The organism is Streptomyces sp. NPDC051064 (genome assembly GCF_044455985.1).
In the GTDB taxonomy this organism is placed as follows: Bacteria; Actinomycetota; Actinomycetes; order Streptomycetales; family Streptomycetaceae; genus Streptomyces.
The window spans coordinates 821,738-845,248 of the sequence record NZ_JBITFK010000001.1; the positions used below are offsets into that span (position 1 = coordinate 821,738).

General features: G+C 68.3%; 21 protein-coding genes and 1 pseudogene. 8 read left to right on the top strand and 14 right to left on the bottom strand.

From position 1 onward, the window contains the following. The first annotated feature begins 91 nt into the window (after positions 1-91). The 6 genes from ACIBCU_RS03945 (at position 92) to ACIBCU_RS03970 (ending at position 5,506) form a co-directional block, all read left to right on the top strand. Positions 92-487 (top strand): MmcQ/YjbR family DNA-binding protein, encoded by a 396-nt coding sequence (locus tag ACIBCU_RS03945; RefSeq protein ID WP_399229041.1) that lies wholly within the window; start codon positions 92-94, stop codon positions 485-487. Next, the gene (locus ACIBCU_RS03950; protein ID WP_399229044.1) at positions 484-855 is read left to right on the top strand and encodes an MmcQ/YjbR family DNA-binding protein; all 372 of its coding nucleotides are present in this window, start codon (positions 484-486) and stop codon (positions 853-855) included. Before ACIBCU_RS03945 ends, ACIBCU_RS03950 begins: the two co-directional genes overlap by 4 nt. 89 nt (positions 856-944) lie before the next feature. Further along, positions 945-2,258 (top strand): replication-associated recombination protein A, encoded by a 1,314-nt coding sequence (locus tag ACIBCU_RS03955; protein ID WP_399229046.1) that lies wholly within the window; start codon positions 945-947, stop codon positions 2,256-2,258. A gap of 968 nt (positions 2,259-3,226) precedes the next feature. After that, positions 3,227-4,123 (top strand): alpha/beta hydrolase, encoded by an 897-nt coding sequence (locus ACIBCU_RS03960; RefSeq protein ID WP_399229049.1) that lies wholly within the window; start codon positions 3,227-3,229, stop codon positions 4,121-4,123. 103 nt (positions 4,124-4,226) lie between these two features. Next, complete coding sequence (locus ACIBCU_RS03965; protein ID WP_362943548.1) at positions 4,227-5,114, top strand: helix-turn-helix transcriptional regulator; 888 nt, start codon at positions 4,227-4,229, stop codon at positions 5,112-5,114. Beyond that, positions 5,111-5,506 (top strand): DUF2255 family protein, encoded by a 396-nt coding sequence (locus tag ACIBCU_RS03970; RefSeq protein ID WP_362943546.1) that lies wholly within the window; start codon positions 5,111-5,113, stop codon positions 5,504-5,506. The genes ACIBCU_RS03965 and ACIBCU_RS03970 overlap by 4 nt, the downstream gene beginning before the upstream one ends. A 28-nt stretch (positions 5,507-5,534) precedes the next feature. On the opposite strand, the pseudogene ACIBCU_RS03975 reads toward ACIBCU_RS03970, so the two are convergent. The 13 genes and pseudogenes from ACIBCU_RS03975 to ACIBCU_RS04035 all read right to left on the bottom strand — a co-directional run. Next, positions 5,535-5,749, bottom strand: a pseudogene (locus ACIBCU_RS03975) (short-chain dehydrogenase/reductase); the annotation flags it as partial. An 18-nt stretch (positions 5,750-5,767) separates the two neighbouring features. Further along, entirely contained in the window at positions 5,768-8,053 is a 2,286-nt protein-coding gene (locus ACIBCU_RS03980; protein WP_399229052.1) for a PQQ-binding-like beta-propeller repeat protein, read from the bottom strand. 473 nt (positions 8,054-8,526) lie between these two features. Next, on the bottom strand, positions 8,527-9,579 hold the full coding sequence (locus ACIBCU_RS03985) for an NAD(P)-dependent alcohol dehydrogenase (protein WP_362943540.1): 1,053 nt from the start codon (positions 9,577-9,579) through the stop codon (positions 8,527-8,529). Positions 9,580-9,773: 194 nt separating this feature from the next. Continuing rightward, positions 9,774-10,511, bottom strand: coding sequence for a dihydrofolate reductase family protein (locus tag ACIBCU_RS03990; RefSeq protein WP_399229054.1), 738 nt, complete (start codon positions 10,509-10,511; stop codon positions 9,774-9,776). A 169-nt stretch (positions 10,512-10,680) separates the two neighbouring features. Continuing rightward, positions 10,681-12,363, bottom strand: a complete 1,683-nt coding sequence (locus ACIBCU_RS03995) for a CocE/NonD family hydrolase (protein ID WP_399229057.1) — start codon at positions 12,361-12,363, stop codon at positions 10,681-10,683. A 182-nt stretch (positions 12,364-12,545) separates the two neighbouring features. Then, entirely contained in the window at positions 12,546-13,241 is a 696-nt protein-coding gene (locus ACIBCU_RS04000; protein ID WP_399229059.1) for an NAD-dependent epimerase/dehydratase family protein, read from the bottom strand. A 39-nt stretch (positions 13,242-13,280) separates the two neighbouring features. Further along, on the bottom strand, positions 13,281-14,180 hold the full coding sequence (locus ACIBCU_RS04005) for an alpha/beta hydrolase (RefSeq protein ID WP_399229061.1): 900 nt from the start codon (positions 14,178-14,180) through the stop codon (positions 13,281-13,283). Between the two features lie 90 nt (positions 14,181-14,270). Beyond that, positions 14,271-15,164: an alpha/beta hydrolase gene (locus tag ACIBCU_RS04010; RefSeq protein WP_399229064.1), complete on the bottom strand. Its 894-nt coding sequence runs from the start codon at positions 15,162-15,164 to the stop codon at positions 14,271-14,273. A gap of 279 nt (positions 15,165-15,443) precedes the next feature. Continuing rightward, positions 15,444-16,193: an SDR family NAD(P)-dependent oxidoreductase gene (locus ACIBCU_RS04015; protein ID WP_362933178.1), complete on the bottom strand. Its 750-nt coding sequence runs from the start codon at positions 16,191-16,193 to the stop codon at positions 15,444-15,446. Between the two features lie 4 nt (positions 16,194-16,197). Beyond that, positions 16,198-16,959: an enoyl-CoA hydratase/isomerase family protein gene (locus ACIBCU_RS04020; protein ID WP_362933175.1), complete on the bottom strand. Its 762-nt coding sequence runs from the start codon at positions 16,957-16,959 to the stop codon at positions 16,198-16,200. Then, the gene (locus ACIBCU_RS04025) at positions 16,956-18,569 is read right to left on the bottom strand and encodes an AMP-binding protein (protein ID WP_399229067.1); all 1,614 of its coding nucleotides are present in this window, start codon (positions 18,567-18,569) and stop codon (positions 16,956-16,958) included. The genes ACIBCU_RS04020 and ACIBCU_RS04025 overlap by 4 nt, the downstream gene beginning before the upstream one ends. A gap of 344 nt (positions 18,570-18,913) precedes the next feature. After that, a complete protein-coding gene (locus tag ACIBCU_RS04030) occupies positions 18,914-19,441 on the bottom strand; it encodes a TetR/AcrR family transcriptional regulator (protein ID WP_399229069.1) in 528 nt (175 codons plus the stop codon). 507 nt (positions 19,442-19,948) lie between these two features. Next, positions 19,949-20,569, bottom strand: a complete 621-nt coding sequence (locus tag ACIBCU_RS04035; RefSeq protein ID WP_362933166.1) for a helix-turn-helix domain-containing protein — start codon at positions 20,567-20,569, stop codon at positions 19,949-19,951. Between the two features lie 145 nt (positions 20,570-20,714). On the opposite strand from ACIBCU_RS04035, the gene ACIBCU_RS04040 reads away from it, so the two are divergent. Both ACIBCU_RS04040 and ACIBCU_RS04045 read left to right on the top strand, forming a co-directional pair. Further along, the gene (locus ACIBCU_RS04040; protein WP_399229073.1) at positions 20,715-21,470 is read left to right on the top strand and encodes an SDR family NAD(P)-dependent oxidoreductase; all 756 of its coding nucleotides are present in this window, start codon (positions 20,715-20,717) and stop codon (positions 21,468-21,470) included. A gap of 141 nt (positions 21,471-21,611) precedes the next feature. Further along, positions 21,612-21,788 carry a hypothetical protein gene (locus ACIBCU_RS04045; protein ID WP_399229075.1) on the top strand — a complete coding sequence of 59 codons (177 nt, stop codon included), beginning with the start codon at positions 21,612-21,614 and terminating at the stop codon, positions 21,786-21,788. A gap of 1,022 nt (positions 21,789-22,810) precedes the next feature. Here ACIBCU_RS04045 and ACIBCU_RS04050 read toward each other — a convergent pair. Then, positions 22,811-23,467, bottom strand: a complete 657-nt coding sequence (locus tag ACIBCU_RS04050; protein WP_362933157.1) for a TetR family transcriptional regulator — start codon at positions 23,465-23,467, stop codon at positions 22,811-22,813. Positions 23,468-23,511: the final 44 nt, after the last annotated feature.

Consider the following 23,511-nt stretch of genomic DNA (forward strand, 5'->3'; position numbering starts at 1 on the left):
GAGAGTGGGAGGTGGTGCCGCCACAACCGCTCGGCGCGCCACTCGCGTCATGGGGTGCCCAGCCCGCGCTCACCTGAGGAAGGAAACGTTCATGAACGGAACGACCCTGCACAAGACTGCCGCCGAGTGCGCCGAGGAGCTTCCCGGAGCCCGGCTGGAGCATCCCTTCGGCGACGACTGGGAGGTCTTCAAGGTGCGCGGCAAGGTGTTCATGCTGATGACCGAGGTCCCGGGGCGCCCGGTCGTGATCCTCAAGGCGGACCCCGGCGAGGCCCACGCCCTGCGGGAGCAGTACAGCCACATCACCCCCGGTTACCACATGAACAAGAAACACTGGATCACGCTGGAGGGCGGGGACGGCGTCGACAAGGAACTCGTCGATGAACTCGTCACCGACTCCTACCGGCTCGTGGTCGCTCGCCTGCCCAGGGCCGAGCGGCCCGTCGACCCGCACACCTACGGCATCCGCACGCGGGCGGCCCGGTGAGCGCGGCCGGCGACCGGCTCCAGGACACCGCCCGCCACACGGCCCTGGCCCTCCCCGGCGTCAGCCACGGATACCCCTTCACCCCGGGGCTCGACGTGTACAAGGTCGCGGGCAAGGTGTTCCTGATCGTCACCGACGACCCCGACGAGCAGATCATCACGGTCAAGTGCGAACCCGAACACGCCCGCGCGCACGTGCACGGCTATGCCTCGATCACCCCGGGCCGCTACCTCGACAAACGGCACTGGATCTCGCTCGGACCGGGCCCCGGCATCACCAAGCAGCTGGTCACCGACGCAGTCGAGGATTCCTACGACCTGGCCGTCGCCCGGCTGCCGCAACGCGACCGCCCCCGTCCCCGTACCTGATGAGCGCCGCAAGCGCGCCCACGAGCCGCTGAGCCCGCGCCTGTCAGTGCCCCGTGCAAGCACACCTCCGCCCGCAATCCGAGAGACCGATGGAACCGACCGAAGCGACCCTGCCTCTCTTCGACGAGGAGCCCGCCCGGCCACTGGCCGACCGCCTGCGTCCCACCCGACTGCAAGACGTCGTCGGGCAGGACCACCTCCTGGCCCCGGACGCCCCGCTGGGCCGCATGGTCGCGTCGCAGCGCCTCGGCTCCGCCATCCTGTGGGGCCCGCCCGGCGTCGGGAAAACGACCATCGCCCGCCTCCTCGCGGACGGCAGCAACCTGGCCTTCGAACCGGTGTCGGCCACCTTCTCCGGCGTGGCGGAGCTGCGCAAGGTCTTCGCCGCCGCCCGCAGCCGACGCACCATCGGCCAGGGCACCCTGCTGTTCGTCGACGAGATCCACCGCTTCAACCGCGCCCAGCAGGACAGCTTCCTGCCCTACGTCGAGGACGGCACGATCACCCTCGTCGGCGCCACCACGGAGAACCCGAGCTTCGAACTCAACGGAGCCCTCCTCTCCCGCACCCAGGTCCTCGTCCTCAAACGCCTCGACGAAGCCGCCCTGTCCACCCTCCTCGACCGCGCCGAGGACCTCACCGGCCACCGGCTGCCCCTTAACGACGACGCCCGCCGCGCCCTGATCGCCATGGCCGACGGCGACGGCCGCTACCTCCTCAACATCGCCGAACAGCTCCAGGCCCTCCCGCACCCCGGCACCCCCCTGGACACCGCCGCGCTCGCCCACCACATCCAGCAGCGCGCCCCGCTGTACGACAAGGCGCAGGAAGGCCACTACAACCTGATCTCCGCGCTCCACAAGTCGATGCGCGGCTCCGACCCGGACGCGGCCCTGTACTGGCTCGCCCGCATGCTCGACGGCGGCGAGGACCCCCTGTTCGTGGCCCGCCGCCTGGTCCGCTTCGGAGTCGAGGACATCGGCATCGCCGACCCCCACGCCGTCCAGCAGGCACTCGCCGCCTGGGACGTGTACGAGCGACTCGGCTCCCCCGAGGGCGAGTTGGCGATCGCCCAGGCCGTCGTCTACCTCGCCACCGCTCCCAAGTCCATCGCCGTCTACCGCGGCTTCAACGCCGCACATGCCGCCGCCCGCCGCACCGGCTCACTCATGCCACCCACCCACATCCTCAACGCCCCGACCCGGCTGATGAAGGACCTCGGCTACGGAAAGGACTACCAGTACGACCCCGACACCACCGACGGCTTCTCCGGCGCCGACTACTTCCCCGACGCCATGGACCACGAGACCTACTACCAGCCCACCCACAACGGCTACGAAGCCCAGATCAGCGAACGCCTACGCCACTGGGCAGCCCTGCGCGCTCGCCGACGCAGCGGCTGACTGGACGGGTGGGCGGCGGACCCCGCGAGGAGACATCCGTAGGTACAGGGCGCTGTTAACCCTCCCACGGCCCCGGAACCAGAAAAGCCCAGGTCACAGCCACACAGGAAGCGCCCTCGGCACCTGAAGGCCCACGTTCGCCACACCACCGTGAGGCGAACACATAACACAGAATGACCCCAGAAACCGCGTTTCCCCAGGTCAGAACGATTCTGCCTGGGGATACTCAGTGGGGCGGGTGGGACTCGAACCCATAAGCGCGACCCCTCTCACCTGCAACGATGCTGAAACACCGGACAAAGCGGCACGTTTCCGTCCAGCTGAATCCCGCTCGATCCCGCTGGGACAGATACCGGTTAGGCGTTCGCCACACCGCTTCCTCTACGTCCCGCGCTCCTACCGCAGCCGCGGGACTCAGGAACACCCTGCCCGCCAACGCTTCCGAATCGCTGCGCAGGTTGCGACGGGTCCCCCACGCCTTGGCCCATGTTCGCGCACTGCGTGCAGTTACGTTGCGTAGTGCCGCAGCCGCGGGGTAGAGCGCCCTCTCCCGCTCGATTCGGATCCAGCGGATGCGGTGCAGCCTTCGCTGCACCGCATCCGCTGTGCCTCAAAGTCGATTGACTGAGCGAGGGGCAGGTCGTCGCCGTTACCGAGAGCAGGTACGCCACCACTCCGATAGACCCGTTCTGAGCTTGGCGGGCCAGGTCATCCAGCGTGTCGTCGCAGTTCAGGACTGGCGGGTCGGGCGGTGAGGCGCTCCCTCAGTTCCAGCAGGTCGAATGCCTAGGAAAGATCCCTCCCATTGTGGACACGTCGTACCGGGGGCACTCTCGAAACATGGCATCCGGGCAGCAAACGGACTAGCCGCCCCGCAAGCAGAGAGACACCCACATGAGCCTCCCATCGGCTTCACCGGCGACGGCCCCGTGGCGCGGGGGAAGGCACAACCGACCGAGGAGTACAGAGTGAAGCGCAAGATCACCTTCGACCGTGACGGTGTGACCCTGGTGGGCAACCTGTTCACCCCGGACGACCTCAACGAGAACGGCCACTACCCGGCCGTGATCGTTCAGGGCTCGTTCACCTCGGTCAAGGAGCAGATGGCGGGCACCTACGCCGAGAAGTTCGCTGAGCAGGGCTTCGTCGCCCTCAGCTTCGACTATGCCCACTACGGCGAGAGCGAAGGGGAGCCGCGTCAGTACGAGGCGCCCGCCGAGAAGCTCAGCGACCTGAAGGCGGCGGTCACCTACCTGACCGGGCTCCCCTACGTGCAGGGCGTCGGCATGGTCGGCGTCTGCACCTCCGCCAGCAACGCGACCTACCTCGCCGCGGAGGACCCGCGCGTCAAGGGCCTGGCGACCATCGCCGGCTTCCTCGTCAACGAGGACATCTTCGTCGCCACCTACGGCGAGGACGGCATGGCCACGCGCCGTGAGCAGGCGGTCGCGGCCAGGAAGAAGTACGAGGAGACCGGCGAGGCGACGACCATCACGGTCTACAGCGAGACCGACAAGGACGCTGCCAACTACATCCCGTTCGAGGGCGCTTTCGACTACTACTGGAAAGAGTCGCGGGGCAACGTTCCGCAGTACAGGAACGAGCTCGACGTCTCATCGTGGACGAATTGGCTCGACTTCGACGCGCTGAGCGAGGCGTCGTCGATCACGACTCCGACGATCGTCGTGCACTCCGACGAGAGCGCGCTGCCCGAGAACGCCAAGGCGCTCTACGAGGCGGTCCAGGGCGAGAAGGAGCTCGTGTGGTCGGACGGAAACCACTACGACTACTACGACTCGCCGAAGCAGATGGACAACGCCGTTGCGAACGTGACCCGCTTCTTCCGCACCCACCTGGCCGCGTAATCGGCTGCCTGACACCTCTGGGTTCCCACCCGATCCGAAGGCGGCGCCGCGCCCGGGACGACACCCGTCCCGGGCGCGGCCCATCCCAGAAGCAGTGAGAGACGTGAACGCCAAGAACCCACACCTGGAAGAGCTCGGCCAGTTCCTGAAAGCCCGCCGCAGCGAACTCAACCCCGCCGACCTGGGTCTTGACCCGGGCGATCCAGGGACCCGCCGCGTGTCCGGCCTGCGGCGCGAGGAGGTCGCGGCGCGGGTGGCGATCAGCCAGGACTACTACGCCCGCATCGAGCAAGGACGACTCGCCCCCTCCGAACCCGTCCTCGAAGCCATCGCCCACGCACTGCGCCTCACCCCCGACCAGCGCGCCTACGCCGAAAACCTCGCCCGCCAGGCCGAACACCGCACCCCGCCCAAGGGACGCTCGACACCGGCACGCCCGCAGATCCAGCGCCTCCTGGACCAGCTGACCGACACCCCGGCGTTCGTGGTGGGCAAATACCTCGACATCCTCGCCTGGAACCCCCTGGCAGCGGCCCTGCTGCTCGACGTCGACAAGATGCCCCCCAAGGAGCGCAACTACATCCGGATGCTCTTCACCGACCCCCGGATGAAGGACTTCTACGACGACTGGCAGGCCATGGCCCGCACCGGCGTCGCGCTGCTGCGCATGCAGGCCGCCGACAACCCCACCGATCCCCGGCTCGCAGCCCTGGTCGGCGAGCTGTCGGTCACCGATGCGCAGTTCCGCCAGTGGTGGGCCGCCCGCCACGTCGCCCACCAGGAATTCGGCACCAAGACCATCCACCACCCCGACCTCGGCGACCTCACGCTCGACTGGGACGCCTTCCAATGGGCCGGCGACCCCGACCAGCAGCTCATCACCTGGTCCGCCCCGCCCGGCTCCCCCACCCAGGACAAGTTCCGCATCCTCAGCTCCTGGATCGCGGCCACGCCGACCCGGGGCGTCACCGAAGGGAGGACCGAGGCATGACCTGGCCCGCCGGCGAACTCCGTCGCATCGCACGGTGCCGCCTGCTGCACGTCAACCCGCAGCGCGCCAACGGCACCCCGACCCGCTTCGTCCCGGTCGGCTTCGTCGCCGTCCAAGGCGACCTCTACGTACGCTCGATGAGCGCGTCCGGGCTCTGGTACCGAAGGGCGATGGCCAACGGCATCGGCCGCATCCAGGCGCGCGGCATCGTACGCGCCGCCACCTTCCGCAGCCTCGTGTACGACGTCACCTTCCATGACGCGGCCGACGCACCCCACGACGCCATCGACGCCGCCTTCGCCAAGAAGTACCGCCTGGCCGGACGCAGGGCGGTCGAGATGGCCACGAACGAAGCGTCGCACCCCCTGACCGTCCGCATTGTCCCGCGCTGACCGCGACGAATGTGTGAGGCGGCGTGTGTCAGCCGGTCAACTGGTTGAGCTTGCGGATCTGCCTGTCGAAGGCCCAGGCCGGAGCGATGCGCCGCAGCATGCTGGCGCGTCCGGCCAGGGGACCTGCGGCGTAGCGCAGTTTCGGCTTCGCTCGGTCGCTGCCGTGACGATCACCTTGGCGACGAGGGCGGGGTCGTCTCCGTCCTTGATCGCCTTCGTCATCAGGCGGTCGAAGGAACGCCGAGCTGACAGGTGCTGGAGTCACGTCTGGATGGCGTACAGAGCGTGGTCTTTGCTGCCGACGTAGACCACATTGCCCGCCACCGTAGAGGAAGACTCCAGACCAGCGCCTGTGCGGAAGGCCCAACGCTTCTTCCCTGTTCGCGCATCCACCGCGTACAGATGACTGTCCTCACTGCACACGTAGACCACCCCGTCCGCTACAGCCGCGGCGGAGAAGACACTGCTTTCGGTTTCGAAAGCCCAGCGCTCCTTGCCTGTCGCGGCGTCCAGCGCGAACAGATACTCGATGCTGTCGCCGACGTACACCACGCCGCCGGCCACAGTCGGCGACAAGAGAGCGCGGTTGCCTGCACCTACATTCTTGTATTTGGCGCCGGCGCGGGACCACTGCTGCTTCCCCGTCGCGGCATTCACCGCGTACAGGCGACTACTGGAGACGTAAACCAGGCCGCTGGCCACGACCGGGGCGGAGTTCACGCCGTCGAGCATGGGGAAGGTCCAACGTTGCTTTCCCGTCTCAGCGTCCAGGGCATAGAGATGATCGTCGTCACTGCCGAAGTACACGACACCGTTCACCACGACCGGTGCCTCTGTCACATCGCCATTCTTGCGGCAGCGAAAGCTCCATTTCTTCTTTCCTGTCACCGCGTCCACCGCATAGAAGTGCCCGTCACTGCTTCCGCTGTAGACGACGTTGTCGACGACGACCGGTGACGCGAAAATCGATCCGCCGCCGAAGACCCAACGCTTCTTGCCGGTTGTGGCGTCCACCGCGTACAGGCCGTTGAGGTAAGTGCCCACATAGAGCAGATCGCCCACGACAACAGACGACGAATAGACCACACTGCCGGTGTCGAGGGACCAGTGCTTCTTGCCCGTGGCAGCGTCCAGCGCGTACACATTGTTGTCGTTGCTGCCGAAGTAGACGACGCCGTTCGCGACGGTCGGCGTCGTCTTCACCTCGTCGTCGGTCTGGAACGCCCAGAGTTGCTGGCCGGGCTTTCGGGGGGCCGGTGGAGTGGGGCTACGGATGGGCTTCCGTACGGATGACTGGAGGGCGGAGGGCGAGCCGGCGGAGCCGGAACCCCCGTCGGCGGTCTTCCAGACCGCGACGGCGAGTCCAGCGGCGGCTGCCGTACCCGTCAAGGCGAACAGGACGCTGCGCCGGGAGGGGGGCGGAGGCGTGTCGCCGGGGCTTTGCGCGGCACTGTCGGCGGTCTGGGTGGGCTCGTCGTGCAGGGCTGGGGCGATGGCTGGAGGGCTGTCGGTCGCGGCGGGTGTCTCCGGCACGGCAGGCATCTGCAGCGGTTCGGGCGTAGCTCGGTGCAGTGAGGCGGGTATGTCCGGCGCGGTCGGGGTCGGTGCTACGGCAAGCGCGGGCGTCGAGGCGGGGTTACGGGGCAGAGGGGTGGCGGCCATATTCCGGACCAGCCGGTCGACCGCGTCGGGCATCCAGCCGGGCTCGGTGAGCAGGGGCGTCGCTTCGGCAGTATCTCCCTCGCCCGGGGTGGTCATCCAGTGCAGCAGGTCGGTCACGGTCGGCCGCTGATCGGGCTCTTTGGCCAAGCAAGCCGCCACGATCTGGCGCAGTTCCAGCGGAAGAGCGTCGAGGTCGGGCTCTTCGTACACGGCGCGAAAGTGCAGGGCGTGGGGAGTGCCGGTGCCGAACGGGCCGATGCCGACAGCGGTGTAGGCGAGTACCGCGCCGAGCGCGAAGACGTCGCTGGCAGGCCCGATGGGCCGCCCGGTGAGTTGTTCCGGGGACATGAAACCTGGCGTGCCGATCGCCATGCCGGTATGGGTCAGCGCGCTGGCCTCGTTCGCCGTCGAAATGCCGAAGTCGATCACTCGGGGGCCGTCAGGAGCCAGCAAAACGTTGGAGGGTTTCAGATCGCGGTGCACGACGCCGGCGGCGTGGATTGCCTCCAGGGCCTCCGCCAGACCGGCCCCGAGCGCCAGAACGTGCCCGGCCTGCCACGGCCCGTGCTGGGCTACCGCTTCGCCCAGCGACACACCCGATACGTAGACGGTCGCCAGCCAGGCCGGGGAACCGTCGGGTTCGGCGTCGACAACCCCGGCGGTGAAAGCCCCGTTCACTCTGCGGGCCGCCGTCACTTCGCGAACGAAGCGGCGCCGGAAGTCCATGTCCCGGGCCAGCTCCGGACGTACCACCTTCAGCGCGACGGGACGACCACCGGGCGAACGCCCCAGAAACACCTGCCCCATGCCGCCTGCGCCAATCCGCGCCACGATCCGGTACCGCCCCACCTGCCGCGGGTCCTCCGGCTCCAGTCCGTCGAACAAGGCCCCTCCTCTGCGAACGGCACAGCCCTCCCAGACACTGACAGCGCATCATGCCAGAACGGGTGGGGCGGGAGAGGGCAGCATCAACGGGGCCACTGGGGCGCAACTGTCCAGGCGGTGTCCGCCCTCCGTTTACCTGCTCCGCGAGGCCCACCCGGCCTACCTGCCTGTTGCGGAGCACTGCCGCAGCGGCAGGGTAGATGCTGGCGCCGTCCCGTGGATGGCGCGATCGGTGGGCGGCAGGCGTGCATCAAGGCGGCCCTCAGTCGTCTGGGCCCGTACGCCGCGCGGCGAAGAGGGCTTTGTCGAGCAGGTGGGAAAGGTGACACGCGCCGCCTGTCGGCTCCGATGGCCCGCGGTCGGACGGCGCCGGCACCCGCCGTCGTTTGGGCACGGATCTCGACGGTTTGCCCTCGTGATCGTAGGCACCTCGATGCCGGCGGCTGCGCTTTCCTGTGGGCGCAGATGATCTGTCAGCTCTCGGACACCATGAGCACGCCACGGCCGATGAGCTTGCCGTCGTTGAGTGCGTGGAGTGCTTCGTTGACCCCTTCGAGGGGGAACCGCGTGGTGCTGATCTCGATGGCTCCCCTGTGGGCGAGTGCCACGAGTTCCACGAGCTCGTTGTAGGTGCCGCCGCTGTTGCCCACGTAGCTTCGCTCCGGCATCAGCATCTGGTTCTGAATGTCGATCTCAAGCTTCGCTCCGGACCCCACGAAGAAGTCGACACCCTTGGTAGCGAGGACATCGACACCGTCTTGCTGGACGCCCCCGTCGCCGACGAAGTCCAGGACCACCTCGGCGCCCGCACCGTGGGTGAGCTCCATGATCTCCGCGACGTGCGAACGGTCCTCCGTCGACAGGACCGTGTGATCGGCGCCCCAGCCACGGGCGCGGTCAAGCGTTGCGGGGTTGCGGTCCACGACGATGATCTCCGTCTGGGACAGCGCGCGAAGGGCCTGGATCGCGATGTGCCCAAGGCCCCCGGCGCCCAGCACGACGGTGCGGGTGCCCGGGACCGCGAGCGGAAGCGACTTGCGCACCGCGTGGTATGCCGCAAGACCAGCATCGGCGAGGGGCGCGACGTCGGCGGGCGCCAGGCTGCTGGGGATCGGCACGACCGCGCGCGCGTTGGTTTTGACGTACTCGGCGAAGCCGCCCGGCGAGAGTACTCCGGTGTACATGCCGGCGACACAGTGCATGTCGTCACCGGCCCGGCACGCCTTGCAGTACCCGCAGGACGGCGAGAGGTGGAGCAGGACGCTGTCGCCGACCGCGACATGGGTCACGGCCGAGCCGACTTCCGCCACCCAGCCTGCGTTCTCGTGACCGCACACGAACGGCAAGTCGATGCCGGCACCCTTCTGGACGGCGTCGTAGTGCCCCTGCCAGATGTGGATGTCACTGCGGCAGAAGCCGGCCGCGCCGACGCGGACGATGACGTCGGTCGGTGAGGTGATCACCGGGTCGGGAATCGTGTCGATGACGAAGTCTTCTTCGTATCCGGTCAGTAGTGCGGCGCGCATCATTGAGCCTTTCGTTGTGCGGGGTGAGCAGGAAGGTCTGTGACGGGAGAAAGTTCCTGACTCATCGACGGTGGGCAGACCGCCAGCTGAGCACGGAGATGGTCGTTTCCCGTTGATCGACGTGCGGGCAGAGGTCGGGACGATCTAGTCTCCGACCGCGACCTGGGCGACCTTGGTCTCCGTTGTGATCGCCGTCAGTTGAGCGGCGTGGCGGGGCCGTCGACGCGGTAGCGCAGCCAGAGGGAGCCGTCGTCGAGAACGGTGTGGCTGATGAGGGTGAAGGCGACTGGGTTGGTGTCGTTGTACTTCGGGTTGGCGTCGAAGAGGGACGCGGTGTCGGTGGCGCCGTCGGCGACCGGGCTCAGCACGATGCTCACCTCGTCGACCAGGCCGGCCTTGATGAAGGACCAGTTGACGCCGCCGCCGCCGTCGAGGAGGAACTCCTCCATCCCGAAGTGCTCCTGCAGCTTCTCCAGGGCCAGCTCCAGGTCCAGTGTGTCGCTGCCGGCGACGACGTAGGAGATCCCGCGTTTGCGCAGGAACGCCTTGTAGGAGTTGGAGGCTTGCCCGCTGAGCAGTTCGACGATGTGCGCACGGGTGTCGAAGTACTGGAGGTAGTTCTCCTCCCAGCCCAGGCGGCCCCGGGGGTCGATGGAGAAGTGGTGTATCTCCTCGTCGTGCGGGGCGATGAAGTCTCCCTCGGGCACCTCGGCGGCGTTCGGGTCGAGTTCGGGCTTCTTGTACTGGGTGGCCAGATCGCCGGTCGTGGTGCCAGCGAGCCATCCGCGGTGACCGGGGAAGGGGCTGCCCTCACCGACGATCAAGTTGTAGTAGTGCCGTTGGGAAGCCAGGCTTTCCCGGGTGAACAGGTGAGGTCCTTCGATCTTGCCGTCCAAGGTGGTGTGCATGTGCACGGTGAGCCGGGGCTTCATGGTGTTCCTTCTCTTCCTGCTGCTCGGACCATCGCCGAGCTCGTCGGGTGCGGCGGGAGTCATCTGAGGTGCCCGAGCAAACGGGTCTCGTCGAGGAGGACAGTCGGTCGAGGTCGCCGACGGCCGCGGTCCGCGGCCGTCGGCAACCTTCCTGTCCGCTGTCCTGCGGTCAGCTCGCGGCCGGGATGACCGGGAGGACGAGGCGGGAGGGCCGTGCGGCGTCGTGGGCGATGTCCTGGTGGGCCGGGCGGAAGTCCGTCGCGGTGCCGATGGGTTCCCCGGTGTTGAGGTTGCGGTCCCAGCGGGGGAAGCTGCTGGAGGTGACGTGGACGCGCAGGCGGTGCCCGGCGCGGAACACGTAGCTGGTGGACCACAGGTCGACCGCGTGTTCGGCGAACTCGCCGGGCGTGGTGTCCGCCCGCAGGATTCCGTCCACGACGTTGCGGGACACCCCCTTTTCGTCGACGTCGCAGAGCCGGACCACCCAGTCCGTGGAGGGAGCGTCGGTCGCCGCGTGGAGGATGGCCCGAACTCGGCCGGTGACCTCCAGGTCCTCGGTCAGAGGCTCGCTGGTGTGCACGAGTACGTCCTCGCGGGCCTCCACGGGTGCCTGGTCGAGCGGGCCGGCCCGGTACCCGGTGGCCGAGATCAGCGGCCCGCCGGTGGTGGGGACCGGGTCGGCCGGGTCGTAGACGTAAGCCTCGCGGCCCTCGTCGGCCTTCGGCGCGTCGAAGGCGAGCCCCTGGTCCGCACGCAGGAACAGGTCCGTGTCGACAGCGCGGGACAGGGGCCACTCCTGCTCCTCGCGCCACTCGTTCTTGCCCTGGACGAAGAGCAGCACCGGCGGCAGGCCGGGCCCGGTCGCCTCGGCCTCGGGGGTGAGCCACTGGCGGAACCAGGCGTTTTGGAGGTCGACGAACCGGCCGCGGAAGCCGAGGGCGTCCACGCCCGCGGCGGTGCCGAAGTTGACGTCGCCGATCTGCCCCGTGTACACCTCGTGCGTCCATGGGCCCATGACCAGGTTGGCCGGCCGACCGGCGGCGCGGGCCTGGGTGAAGTTGTCCAGGGTGCCCTGGGAGAAGACGTCGTACCAGCCCCCCAGGTTCAGGCTGGGCACGTCGATCTCCGCATGGCGCCCCGCGACGCGGTTGACCGCGCTCCATTCCGGTTCCCGCAGCGCGTGTTCGAAGCCCAGATCCTGGTTGTGCAGGCCGTGGCGCTGGTAGGCGGGCGAGTTGCCGGCGGGGAGCTCCCAGTAGACCGAGGTGTCGAGCTGGTCGATGTCCGCGACCAGGGCCCCCAGTGTCTTCCCGAGCCCGGCGGGGTCGCCGGCGTGACGGCGCATCATGGTGTCCACACCCATCATGAGCGTCCACGACGTGTTCAGTGCGAACTCCATGGCCCCGCCGCGGGAGTAGAGCCCGTCATGCGGTTCGGACCAGGTGATCTGCGGGGCTATCGCCTTCAGTTCCGGGGGCCCGGCCAGCGCGGCCGTCCACTGGGTGTTGCCGTAGTAACTGACTCCGATCATGCCGACGTTGCCGTTGGAGTCCGGCAGTGCGGCGGCCCAGCGGACGGTGTCGTAGCCGTCGTCCGGCTCGTTCGTCCACGTCTGCCACTCGCCGTCCGAGGCGGCCCGGCCCCGGGTGTCCTGGATCACGACGATGAAGCCCGACCGGGCCACCGCGAGCGGGTCGAGGTGTGAGGTGTTGACCTGGAGGTTCTTGCCGTAGGGAAGACGGCTCAGCAGTACGGGGTAGGGACCGCCGGTGGCGGGCCGGTAGACGTCGGCCCGCAGAACGGTGCCGTCACGCATCGTCGCGGGGACATTGTGTTCAACCTTCACGTCCATGTGCCGGACTCCTTCTTCGTAGTGTGGTGGTGCCAACTCGCCGGACGCGGGCAGCACGAGCCGACCGGCGGCGCTCCCCGGACGGGCGGAGCGGACGGCTATGTGCGAGCAGCTCGTGGAACGAGTCCATCTCGGGAGTGGGTGGGGTGTACTCGGCCCGAGGCCGGGCCGCAGGGCAGGGGCTACGCCGCTGCTGAGTGGCCGGGTGAGCGGCCGAGGGTGAGGTGGTTGATGTCGCCGTTGCGCAGGACGGTCGGACTCGTCCCCTCGGTGCGGGTGACGGCGAGCATGGCGCGGCCGACGGCCTGGGTGGTGGTGACGTAGCGGGGGCAGACGCGCCGCAGGAGCGGGTAGAGCCGTCCGATGACGCGGTGCGCCCCCCGGTAGAAGGGGGTACGCGAGACGGCTCCGTCCACAGGCTGGACGTAGCCGGGGCGGAACATGTACGCCGTCATGTCCATCGCGCCCAGCTCGTTCTCGGTGCGGCCCTTGACCCGTGCCCACATCTGCCGGCTCTTGCCGGTCGGGTCGGTGCCCTCGCCGGAGACGTAGCAGAAGGTGAGATCAGGGCTGGCTGTGTGCAGGGCGTGTGCCGCGGCGAGGGTGTAGTCGTGGGTGACGCGCGTGTACTCGTCCTCGTTGCGGCCCACGGCCGAGATGCCCAGGCAGTAGAAGCACGCGTCCAGGCCCTGGAGTTGATCCTGGATGGGGCCGAAGTCGGTGAAGTCGGCGTGGATGATCTGCCGCAGTTTGGGATGGGCGACGTCCAGCGGGCTGCGGACGACGGCGAGCACCTCGGTGACCTCCTGATCGAGGAGGCAGGCACGCAGCGCGCCGTGCCCGATCATGCCGGTGGCCCCGAAGACGATGACACGCACGGAAGTTCCTTTGCTAGTTCGTCCGAACCGGAGGCCGGCTCAGCTCAGCGTGGACTTGAAGTGCGCTGCGACGCGGTCGGCGGTGGCGCGCACCTGTCCGGGGTGGTCGTAGAAGCTGAAGTGCTGGCCCTTGCCCCAGTACAGTTCCTTCGGCCCGGCGAGCCCTTCGTACACCTTGCGTGCCTGGCCCGGGTAAGAGGCCATTTTCGAGTGGACCATCAGGGTCGGCGCGGTGACCTTAGAAGCGTTCGACACGGCGTCAGCGCTGAGCATGTCGGCCCAGGCCATCACCGCGAACTCGTTGCGCCACGCGGACACGTTCCCGCGCTTCGCGGACAGGTAGTACGGCATGGGCACGGTGTTCACAGCCCTGCGGCTGTAGGGGTGGTAGGCCGGAATCATGTCGACGATGCCGGTCTTCTCGTACTTCTCCCGCGCCGCTCGGCCCTCCGCCCGGCGGCGGTCCCCGTGAGGGATCGTTCCCGGCTCGACGAACATGCCGGCCACGGTCGCCACGGCGCCCACCTCCGGATCGTTGGCCGCGGCCTCGATGACGGTGGTACCCGAGGTGCACACGCCCAGGAGACCCGCCCCCGACACGTCGGACCGGCTGCTCAGGAAACGCAGCGCCGCCGACAGGTCATCAGCCTTGGACTTCGGGTCCTCGTACGGGCGGACGGCGCCGCTGCTCTGCCCGTAGTTCCGGTAGTCGATGGCAAGGCCGATCACACCTCGGCGGGCCATCTCCCCGGCGTAGATCCCGCTCATCTGCTCCTTCACGGAGGAGAACGACCCTCCGACGGCGACAGCGGAGTACCGCTTGGACGCGTCGTGGTCCTTCGGCAGGTAGAGATGGGCCACGACGGTGCCGTCTCCACTGGGGAACTCGACGGTCTGCGGGGTGAAACCGTTGGCGAGGGCGTTGAGCTTCTTAGCCATGGTGATTCCTGGTTCGGGGAGGGGGGAAGCGCTGGGGTGGACGAGGCGGAAGGCCGCCTTCGTGCGGCTGCCGACGAGCCGCGGACGCGGTCAGGCGGCCAGGGCCTTGCCGTAGAAGTCGTCGAGCTTGTCGACGGCCGGGGTGACGTGCTCGTCCTGGTCGTACAGCGACATGTGGGTGGCGCCCTGGACGAGGAACAGTTCGCTCGTCTCCGGGGCCTGGGCGACTGCCTTCTCGCTGTGGGACAGGCTGAAGGCCTCACTCCCGGCGATCATCAACACGGGCCGGGGCGCGATCAGCGACATGAAGCGGTAGGCGTCGTACTGGACGATCCGGTCCAGGCTGCGTACCAGCTGCTTGTTGTCGGAGCGGGGGTGCTGGCCACGGGGGGTGCGGTAGTACTCGTAGCCCTCGCCGCCCTCCTCAAGGGACTCCGGAATCCAGAAGGTGTAGGCCGGGCCCTCACCGCCTGCCTCAGCGGTCCGCATCGCAGCCGAGGTGTCGAGGATCTGCTGCACGCCGGCCGGACCCTGCCGGCCGTCGACGCCGCCTCGGACCACTTCGCCCATGTCCACAGCGCTGACTGTGCCGACGGCCTTGATGCGGGTGTCGGTCTGCGCGGCGAAGGGCACGTAGCCGCCCGAGGCGCAGATGCCCAGGGCGCCGATACGCTCCGGGTCCACCTCGTCGCGGGTGGTCAGGTAAGAGACGGCAGCCTTGACGTCCTCGCTGCGCTGGTAGGGGTCTTCCAGACCTCGCGGCTGGCCCTCGCTCTCGCCCTGGTAGGCCGCGTCGAAGACGAGGGCCGCGTAGCCCTTGTCAGCCAGACGCTGCGCGTAGACGCTCGCCGTCTGCTCCTTCACACCGCCGCCAGGGTGGCCGATCACAATGGCCGGCAAGCGCTCGCCCGCGTGGTCCTCGGGGGCGAAGAACAGCCCCGCGATGCGCAGATTGTTGCTGATGAAGCTGACGGCGGTGCTCATGCGAAGCTCTCCCTGGGTCTTTTGCCGGGTTTCCGGCTTGTTGCCGTGTTTCGAGAGTGCCTCCGCCGCGGTCCGCCCACAATGGGAGAGATCTTTCCTACCTGGGCCCCGGATCTCTCGGAGCCGAGGCCCGGCACGTCCTCAAGAGCGACGACCCGCTGGATGACCCAGCCCGCCCAGCTCAGAACAGGTCCGCTTCGATGTGCTGGCTCAGCTGCCCGGGGAGTGCGAGCTGTGCGCCCGCGCCGGGGGCGCGGCAGCGCACGACTGACGTTCTTGTCAGCGCATCGCGCCGCCGATGCCGATGCCGCCATCCACATCGAGTACGACGCCCGTCACATAGCCGGCGGCTTCCGAACAGAGGTACGCGGCGGCTTCGGCGATATCCGTCGGGTCCCCGATGTGCTGCATGGGCACCCGGGAGGCGAGCTTCGCGCGGGCGGCGTCGTTCATGGAGGCGAGCATCGGCGTGTCGATGAGGCCGGGCGCGATGGCGTTGGAGGTCACGCCGTGCGGGGCGCCTTCGAGAGCGATGGTGCGGGACATGCCCACCACGCCCGCCTTCGCGGCGGCGTAGTTGGCCTGCCCGAAGTTGCCCCGCCAGGACATGGAGGAGAAGGACACGATCCGCCCGTACCGCTGCGCTTTCATGTGCCCGAACACCGCGCGGGTGCAGTGGAACATGCCGCGCAGACTGACGTCGATCACCGCGTCCCACTCGCCGTCGGTCATCTTCTCCAGGCGGTTGTCGCGGATCACCCCGGCGTTGTTGACCAGCACATCGATACGTCCCCGGGAGGCGAGGGTGTCCGCTACCCAGTCGTCCACCTGCCGGGAGTCGGCCACGTCCACGACCGTCGCGCGCGCCGTGTCGTCACCGCACTGCGCCGCGGTCTCCTTCACGGCCGCTTCATTGACGTCGCAGAGCGCCAGCTGGGCGCCTTCCGCGGCGAATCGCAGGGCCATGGCCCTGCCGAGGCCCTGGCCCGCACCGGTGATCAGGACCACTCGGTCCACGTAACGTCGCACGGTTTTACCTCACGCCTCGTTGCTCAAAGAATCGGGTCAGCTTGGTGGCGATGTCCTGCTCCCGCCAGTGCTCGGCGAACACGTCGAGCTCGCGCCGCAGCGCCGCGGGTGTGCCCGGGTCGGCGAGCATCTGCTTCATCCGCCCGTGACTGCCCACCGGCAGCCCCGCGTAGGAGTCCGCTACACCCTTGACCGTCGCCTCGAACTCCCCTGGGGCGGCGACGGCTTGGACGAAGCCGCTGTGCAGGAAGTCCTCGGCGGGCAGCAGCTCGCCGGTCAGCATCAGGCGCCGCGCCAGCGGCTCACCGACCTTGCGGGGCAGGCGCACGCTCGAACCGGCGCCGGGCAGAAGGTTGTTGAGGATGTGCCCGTCGCCGATGACCGTGCCGGCCTGGGCCACCACCGCGTCGCAGGCCAGCGCCAGCTCAAGGCCGCCCGCCACCACATGACCGTGCACGGCGGCGATGACCGGCTTCGGCGCCGTCTCCACGTTGGTGAAGCACTCCGTGATGCGGCGGAGGAACGCGAACGGTTCCACGCCGGATCGCGTCAGTCCCAGGAGGTGGCGCAGATCCGCACCGGCGCAGAAACTGGGTCCGTTCCCGGCGATGACCACGACCTCGGTGCCCGGATCGCTCATGGCGTCGGCGAGGGCCTGGTCGAGGGACTGGATCAGGTCCGGGCTGATCGCGTTGCGGCTCTCGGGCCGGTTGAGCCGTATCCACCGTGCGGACCCGGCCTGATCGGTGATGACTGTGGTGCTCACGAACTGCCTCCGGTGTCCTGTTGCCGCTGCCGGCGCAGGACGTAGCGTTGGATCTTGCCACTGGGTGTCTTGGGCAGGCTGTCGACGAAGTGCACGGTGCGCGGGTATGCGTGGGCGGCAAATCGCTTCTTGACCAGCTGCTGGAGCTCGGCGGCGAGGGTCTCGGGCGTGTCGGCCCCTTCCCTCATGCCTTCCCTGACGACGACGAACGCCTCTAGCACTTCGCCCCGCACCTCGTCGGGCGCCGCGATGACCGCGCACTCGACCACGGCGGGGTGCGTGGCCAGGACCGACTCGACGTCGAACGGTCCGATGCGGTAGCCGGCCATGATGATGACGTCGTCGTCACGGGACGAGAAGTGGAAGTACCCGTCCTCGTCGACGCGTCCAACGTCTCCCGTGTAGTACCAGCGGCCGTCGGCACTGAACTTCTCCGCGCTCTTCGCCGCATCGCCCTCGTACCCGGCGAACCAGGCGAACGGGCTCGCGGTGAGGTCGGCGGCGATCCGGCCCGCTGTGCCGACGGGCGCGACCTCGTCGCGGTCCTCGAACAGCACCCGCAGGCTCCACCCGGGCATGGGGTGCCCCATCGACCCTGGCAGTACGGGCCTGTTCAGCGACGGATGCTGATGGTTGTTGATCAGCATCCCGGCCTCGGTCTGCCCGTAATGATCGTGCACTTCGACGCCCAGCGCGTCAGCCGCCCAGGCATTGACGTCGGGGGTCAGGGGTTCACCCGCGCTCGACGCGCACCGCAGCGCGAGACCGTCCGGGACCGGGGCATCGGACGTGCGCAGCGACCGGTAGACGGTGGGCGCGGCGGTGAAGTTGGTGACTCGGAGCTTGTCCATCACATGCCAGGTGAGTTCCGGCGAGAATCCGGCGTGGACCAGCACGCTGGGCACCCCCAGACTCAGCGAGGCGATCACCCCGAAGTACAGCCCGTAGGCCCAGCCGGGGTCGGCGGCGTTCCAGAAGACGTCGTCCGCGCGGACTCCGCAGCCGAACTCGGCGTAGGCGCGGAACCCGGCGATCGCCCCGGTGGGCACGACAACTCCCTTGGGGTGGCCGGTCGTTCCGGACGTGAAGATGTGCACGAGCGGCGCCTGGCCGCCCAGGGCAACGGCGGGGTGGCCGGGCTCTTTCGAGGCGAGCAGGTCGCCGAAGGCCAGATCGCCGGATCGTTCGACCGGGCCGCTGACGACGATCTGCCACTTCGCATCCGCGGGGATGCCCTCGCCCGCGTCGAGCTTCGGGCGTTGGCCCGCGTCACAGACGACGACCTTGGTGTCACTGGCCGACAGCCGCAGCGCGATGGCCGGCGGCGCGAACGCGGTGAACAACGGCACTGTCACCGCGCCGAGCCGCCACGTCGCCAGCAGTGCGACCAGGTAGTCGACACTCTTGCCCATGAGCGTGGCCACGCGGTCGCCAGGCCCCACGCCGAGCCCGGCCAGGGCGGCGGCGAACCGCTCTGAGTCCGCCTTCAGCCGACCGTACGTGAGCACGGTCGCGGTGAGATCCGGCTCCACGACCGTGTAGGCCACGGCATCAGCCGGATGACTGTCACAGAGCAGGTGGGCAGCGCCGGCGTCAGGGGCGCTGTACATGGCGACGAGTGCACGGACCCGGTCTTGCAGATCTACAGGAGGACCTTGATCAGGGAGAACCATCACTTGCCTCATCTCGGAACGCCGGAGGTGACCTCCGGTTCGAGTACGATTTCACGTACGTTAGTACCGCGTTACGTTTCCTACAAGGCTCCGAGAATCATCCGCAGGACCATGACGCCACTGGACAGCCCCAAACCGGGCGAACGCATGCATGTGCTCGCCGTCCGCGGACGGCAATTCAAGGTGCAGATCCGGTCGGGGAGACCCATAGACACTGATCAGAGCAGTGCCTCTCGGTGATCAAGGAAGCGATCCCGTCCGAACCTCAGGAATCCCGCCCGCTAGGACCGACGCGGTTCCTTGGTGAGCGACGCAAGCACAAGGTTGCTCAGCTCGATAAAGGCATCCCCGGAGGACAGTCCGGTGGATGAGAGCAGATCGCGGCTGTGGATGCCGTCGATGAGCAGCCCGACGGCTTCGCTGGTGAACTCCGCGTGGACCGCGCGGAAGTCTCCCGACCCCACGCCCGAGTGGATCATCTCGCGCACGCGACCCGTCGCGGCGACCGAGTTGACCGTGTAGATCTCCCGGGTCGCGTCGTCGTCGAGCATGTCTTCGTAGCACGCGATCGACATGCGCTGCATCTGTGCGCCCACGGCCGCCAGGTACGTGGCGATCTGCCGCGCCGGGTCCGTGACCTCGGCGACTTCCTTCTCCACTTGCTCGGCGGCGTCCCTGAAGAAGCTCTTGAGTACGGTGGCGACGAGGTGATGGCGGCTGGAGGAGATGGCGTAGAGCGTCGACTTGGAGCACTGCAGACGCGACGCGAGCACGTCCACCGTCAGCCGGGCGAACCCTTCCTCCAGCACGATCCCCTGTAGGCGCCCGAGCAACTCGCCGCGACGGTCGTCATCCAGGCGCTTCCGGCCGACGGCGGACGTACGTCCACCGGGCCTTGGACCGCGCGGTATGGACACGTCACTCCTCCCCGGGAAGTGCCGCCCGGATTCGACGGCACGCCCCATCGTACTGGGGCTCCCGCGCACGTCACCGGCGTCTTCGGACGCGATTGAGATGTTCCGCGTACGCCTGCTCCGCCTGGGGCACCACAACGCGGTACCAGCCGGACCATGCCGGGCTTGTCACCACCGACCAGGATCACGGCCTGGCGGTCCGGGTCGAACACGAACTCTGTGCCCAGTTCTCGTATAGCTGCCGTCAGGCTGCACGCGCACCCGCAGCCCGGTGTGGATACGAGGAGCCCAGCCCCAGCTGTCCAGGTGCGATCGGCGTCTCAGCCACTCCGAACTACACCAGAGGCCCTGTCTTCATGCACGGTCACGACCAGGTTCACTCGCCCCGACAGCCACTTTCGATCACATCGCACTCAAGATCGATAGGACAACGGCTTCTGAGGTCGGCGGGGCGGTGGGGAGCGGGTGGGCGGCTTCGGTGCGAAGGCCGTCGAGCATGAAGGCGATACCGCGGCGCCAGGCGTCGGGGGCGGGATCCTTGGCGGCGCGAGCCAGCAGGGAGTTGGTGCCGAAGATGAACAGCAGGTCCTCGCGCGTGAAGTCGGGGCGCAGGGATCCGGCTCGCTGGGCGCGTTCGATGATGCGCGCGGCTGCGGCGTTGGTGCTCTCGCAGACAGCCATCAGACGTCGGGCGTCCGGGTAGCGACCGATGACCACATCTCTGATCGCGAGGTCGGTGGTCTGCAGTTCGCAGACCGTCTCGATGTAGTACGCGAACCCGGCCCAGGCGTCCTCGTGGGCGAGCGCGCGCTCGGCGGCATCGCCCAGGCGGGCGGCGGCCAGGTCTGCGACGACCTCGTCGATGAGCGCCTCGCGGGAGCCGAAGAGGTTGTAGAGGGTGCCGTGGCTCACGCCGGCGCGGCGGGCGATCTCCTTCAGCGGAGCCTGCAAGCCACGCTCGTGGAAAAGCTCGGCCGCTGCTGTGCGCAGCTTCTCCGCGTTGCGTTGCGCGTCAGCCCGCATCCGGCGTTCCTCCTGGTCGTGTGTCCGGCCCCCATGGTCGCACTCTTCGACCCATACAACTTGACCATAGGGTCAAGTTGCATGTTACGGTCGCAGAGCAAGTTGACCCAAGGGTCAATATATCTCGGTAGCAAGGAGCAGTCCCATGTCCAAAGTGATCGCCGTGTTCGGCGCCGGTACCGGGCTCGGCGTGTCCGTCGCCCGCCGCTTCGGCCGCGAAGGATTCCGCGTCGCCCTGGTAGCCCGGCGCAAGGAACGGCTGGATGCCCTCGTCGCACAGCTCGCCGACGAGGGCATCGACGCCGCCGCCTTCGTCGCCGATCTTTCCGACCCCGCGCAGGTTCCGGCACTGGTCGAGGCCATCCGTGACCGCTTCGGCCGGATCGACGTCGTCGAGTACGGGCCGCTCGGCGGCGACCAGACCTTCACCCCGGCTGTCGACCTGGACGCGGCCACGCTGGAGAGGCTCTCCAGGCTGTTCCTGCTCACCCCGGTGGAGGTGTTCCACGCCGTACTGCCGGAGATGCGCGAACGCGGTGACGGCGCCGTTCTGATGACCACCGGTTACTCGGCGGTGCAGCCGATGCCGCACCTCAGCGGCCTGGGCCCGGTGATGTCCGGCGCCCGCAATTACCTCTACTCCCTCAACGCCGAACTCGCCGGCACCGGTGTCTACGCCGGCACCCTCACCATCGCTGCCGTGATCACCGGCAGCGAGGGCGCCGAAACCTCCATGGCCCGGGCCGATGCGCCGGCGGACGCTGAGGATGCCGGCCCGGAGTTTCCCACTGTGCACCCGGACCAACTCGCCGAGCACTACTGGGACATGTACACCCGCCGCGACCGCGTCGAGCAGGCCCATCCCGTGGAGCTCACTCCGCAGGCGAGTGCCGCTGCGTAACTCGTATGTACGCGCTCCGCAGCCACTGATCGCTCACTCCGTCTCGCCCTTCCCATGGTCGGGCTTCGCATGCGCGGTCCAGGGCGGCCGGAGCTGCACGGGCAGTGCGCGGCCCACGGGGGTACGCTCCGCCAGCTCCTGGTGCAGGATCTGGTTATCGACCGTGGCCTGATGCGATTCGCCGACGAGGGCTTCGACGCCGGTCTTCAGCTGGGCGATCTCTTCAGCGTCAACAACCCGCAGCTCGACTTCCGGAGCTGCGGGTCGCTGACGCTTCTCGCTGTCCGGCGTCTGGCCGCGGGCCCGACCTGGTCATAGAAGGCGCGTTGCGGGGAACCTGCGCCCCTCCGCGGTGAGCGCGACGATGGTCAGCGCCCCGTTGGAGCGCCCGGGCCAGCCGCCGAGGATGCGGTCCTCCGAGCGAACAGTCGACGCCCGACACGTATGCCCGCGTAGACCCGGGCCGGAGCCCTCGGGCGTGTCAGCGCGTATCCCCGGAAGCCCTCCTGTTGCGCCAACGTCAGCGGCAGGCATGGGAGGGAAGCCGTCACATCCCTGCGTCACGGCCGTGGGACCGCTCGTGACGTTCCCAGGGAGGCTTCCCCACAAAAGCCCAGGTCGCAGCGGTTCAGGGCTCGTCTTCGATGCGCGAAGACCTATGTTCGCCACACCCTCGCGAGGCGTCCGCCACACGCGAAATGCCCCCGGAAAACACGTTTCCCCAGGTCAGAACGATTCTGCCTGGGGATGCTTGGTGGGGCGGGTGGGACTCGAACCCATTCAAGTGACGCCTCTAACCTGCGACGATGCCAAAACGACGGACAAAACAGCCCGTTTCCATCCGGCTGCATCCCCCTCGATCCCGCTCGAATGGGCATCGGTTAGGTGTTCGCCACACCACTTCGTCCCCGCCGCACGGTCTCTCTGAGCCTCCCCGCGGGCCTGGGGGGGGGAGGCTCGCCTTTCAGTATCGCCGAATCACCCCGGGGTACGACGGGCAGCTCTGCCTTTGCCGCTCGACACACCGCAGCCAGTCGCACTCTGTAACGGGTCGCCGGTGCGGTGAAGTCCCCAGCAGATGGCAAGAGCAGCCCGACGGGCCTGAATATCGTCTAGCTAGTGCCGGATCAGGCAACGTTTGCCCTGTTGTGATGTGACGCGCCGCCCGGAGTCCTTCTCCGGACGGCAGGCGGCGGTCACTGTGTGCGGGTGGCAGAACGAGTGCGTGTACGCGAGATTGATGATGACGAGGGTCGGCGGCTGCTGAGGATCATCCGCATCCCGAAGACCTCCCTGCACCGCTACCTCCAGGCGTAACTGCGCCGGGGGCAATGAGGCGGTCAAGGCCGTACGAGACCCCCGCCGGAGGTCGGCGAACCACGGTGGCCCGCTCTGGTGATTGCCGCAGTACGTGGCCTCGGGTCCAGTGCGGCGCGGAGCACCGGGGCGAGGATGTGGCGGGCCTCGGCCGGGGAGAAGGCGGCCGGGGTGGGGAGCGGGTTGAGGTAGCGGGTGTAGATGAGGCCGCCGAGGATCGTCACCAAGGCCGTGGCTCGGGCGGTGGCGTCCTGGCCGCCGAGAAATTCAACAAGCCGGGCCAGCAGCTCCCGTTCCAGGTATTCGCGGATGACCTCGGCCGCCTCATCACCCTGGACGGTGAGCCGACGGAAGTCAGCGTCTTCCCACAGGTCCGTCACCGCGTCGATCAGGCGGTCGGGGAGGGTGGCCCGGTCGCCGTCGAGGACGTCGTCCACGGTCAGCGCCTGGGCGCACTGGAATTGCATCACGTCCGCGAACAGGCCCTTCTTCGAGCCGAAGTGGTACGCGATCAGCGCCGGGTCGACGCCGGCTGCCCCGGCCACCGCGCGCAAGGTGGTGCGCCGGTAGCCGCGTTCCAGGAACAGCGACCGGGCCGCCGAGACAATCGACTCACGGGTCGGCGGGTTGCCGCGGGGACGGCCTCGGGTGCGGACGGGGGCAGGGGCGGCGTTATTCATCAGCGTTGAGCCTGTGTTCCGTGATCGGCACAGTCAAGGGTGTT

Bases quoted from the DNA above. Each gene is read 5' to 3' on its own strand.
- ACIBCU_RS03985 (WP_362943540.1), bottom strand. From the start codon at position 9,579: ATGCGCGCCGCACTACTGACCGGATACGAAGAAGACTTCGTCATCGAC.
- ACIBCU_RS03945 (WP_399229041.1), top strand. From the start codon at position 92: ATGAACGGAACGACCCTGCACAAGACTGCCGCCGAGTGCGCCGAGGAG.
- ACIBCU_RS04005 (WP_399229061.1), bottom strand. From the start codon at position 14,180: ATGGCTAAGAAGCTCAACGCCCTCGCCAACGGTTTCACCCCGCAGACC.
- ACIBCU_RS03995 (WP_399229057.1), bottom strand. From the start codon at position 12,363: ATGGACGTGAAGGTTGAACACAATGTCCCCGCGACGATGCGTGACGGC.
- ACIBCU_RS04050 (WP_362933157.1), bottom strand. From the start codon at position 23,467: ATGAATAACGCCGCCCCTGCCCCCGTCCGCACCCGAGGCCGTCCCCGC.
- ACIBCU_RS04035 (WP_362933166.1), bottom strand. From the start codon at position 20,569: ATGCGGGCTGACGCGCAACGCAACGCGGAGAAGCTGCGCACAGCAGCG.
- ACIBCU_RS04025 (WP_399229067.1), bottom strand. From the start codon at position 18,569: ATGTACAGCGCCCCTGACGCCGGCGCTGCCCACCTGCTCTGTGACAGT.
- ACIBCU_RS03990 (WP_399229054.1), bottom strand. From the start codon at position 10,511: ATGAAGCCCCGGCTCACCGTGCACATGCACACCACCTTGGACGGCAAG.
- ACIBCU_RS03955 (WP_399229046.1), top strand. From the start codon at position 945: ATGGAACCGACCGAAGCGACCCTGCCTCTCTTCGACGAGGAGCCCGCC.
- ACIBCU_RS04040 (WP_399229073.1), top strand. From the start codon at position 20,715: ATGTCCAAAGTGATCGCCGTGTTCGGCGCCGGTACCGGGCTCGGCGTG.
- ACIBCU_RS04010 (WP_399229064.1), bottom strand. From the start codon at position 15,164: ATGAGCACCGCCGTCAGCTTCATCAGCAACAATCTGCGCATCGCGGGG.
- ACIBCU_RS03970 (WP_362943546.1), top strand. From the start codon at position 5,111: ATGACCTGGCCCGCCGGCGAACTCCGTCGCATCGCACGGTGCCGCCTG.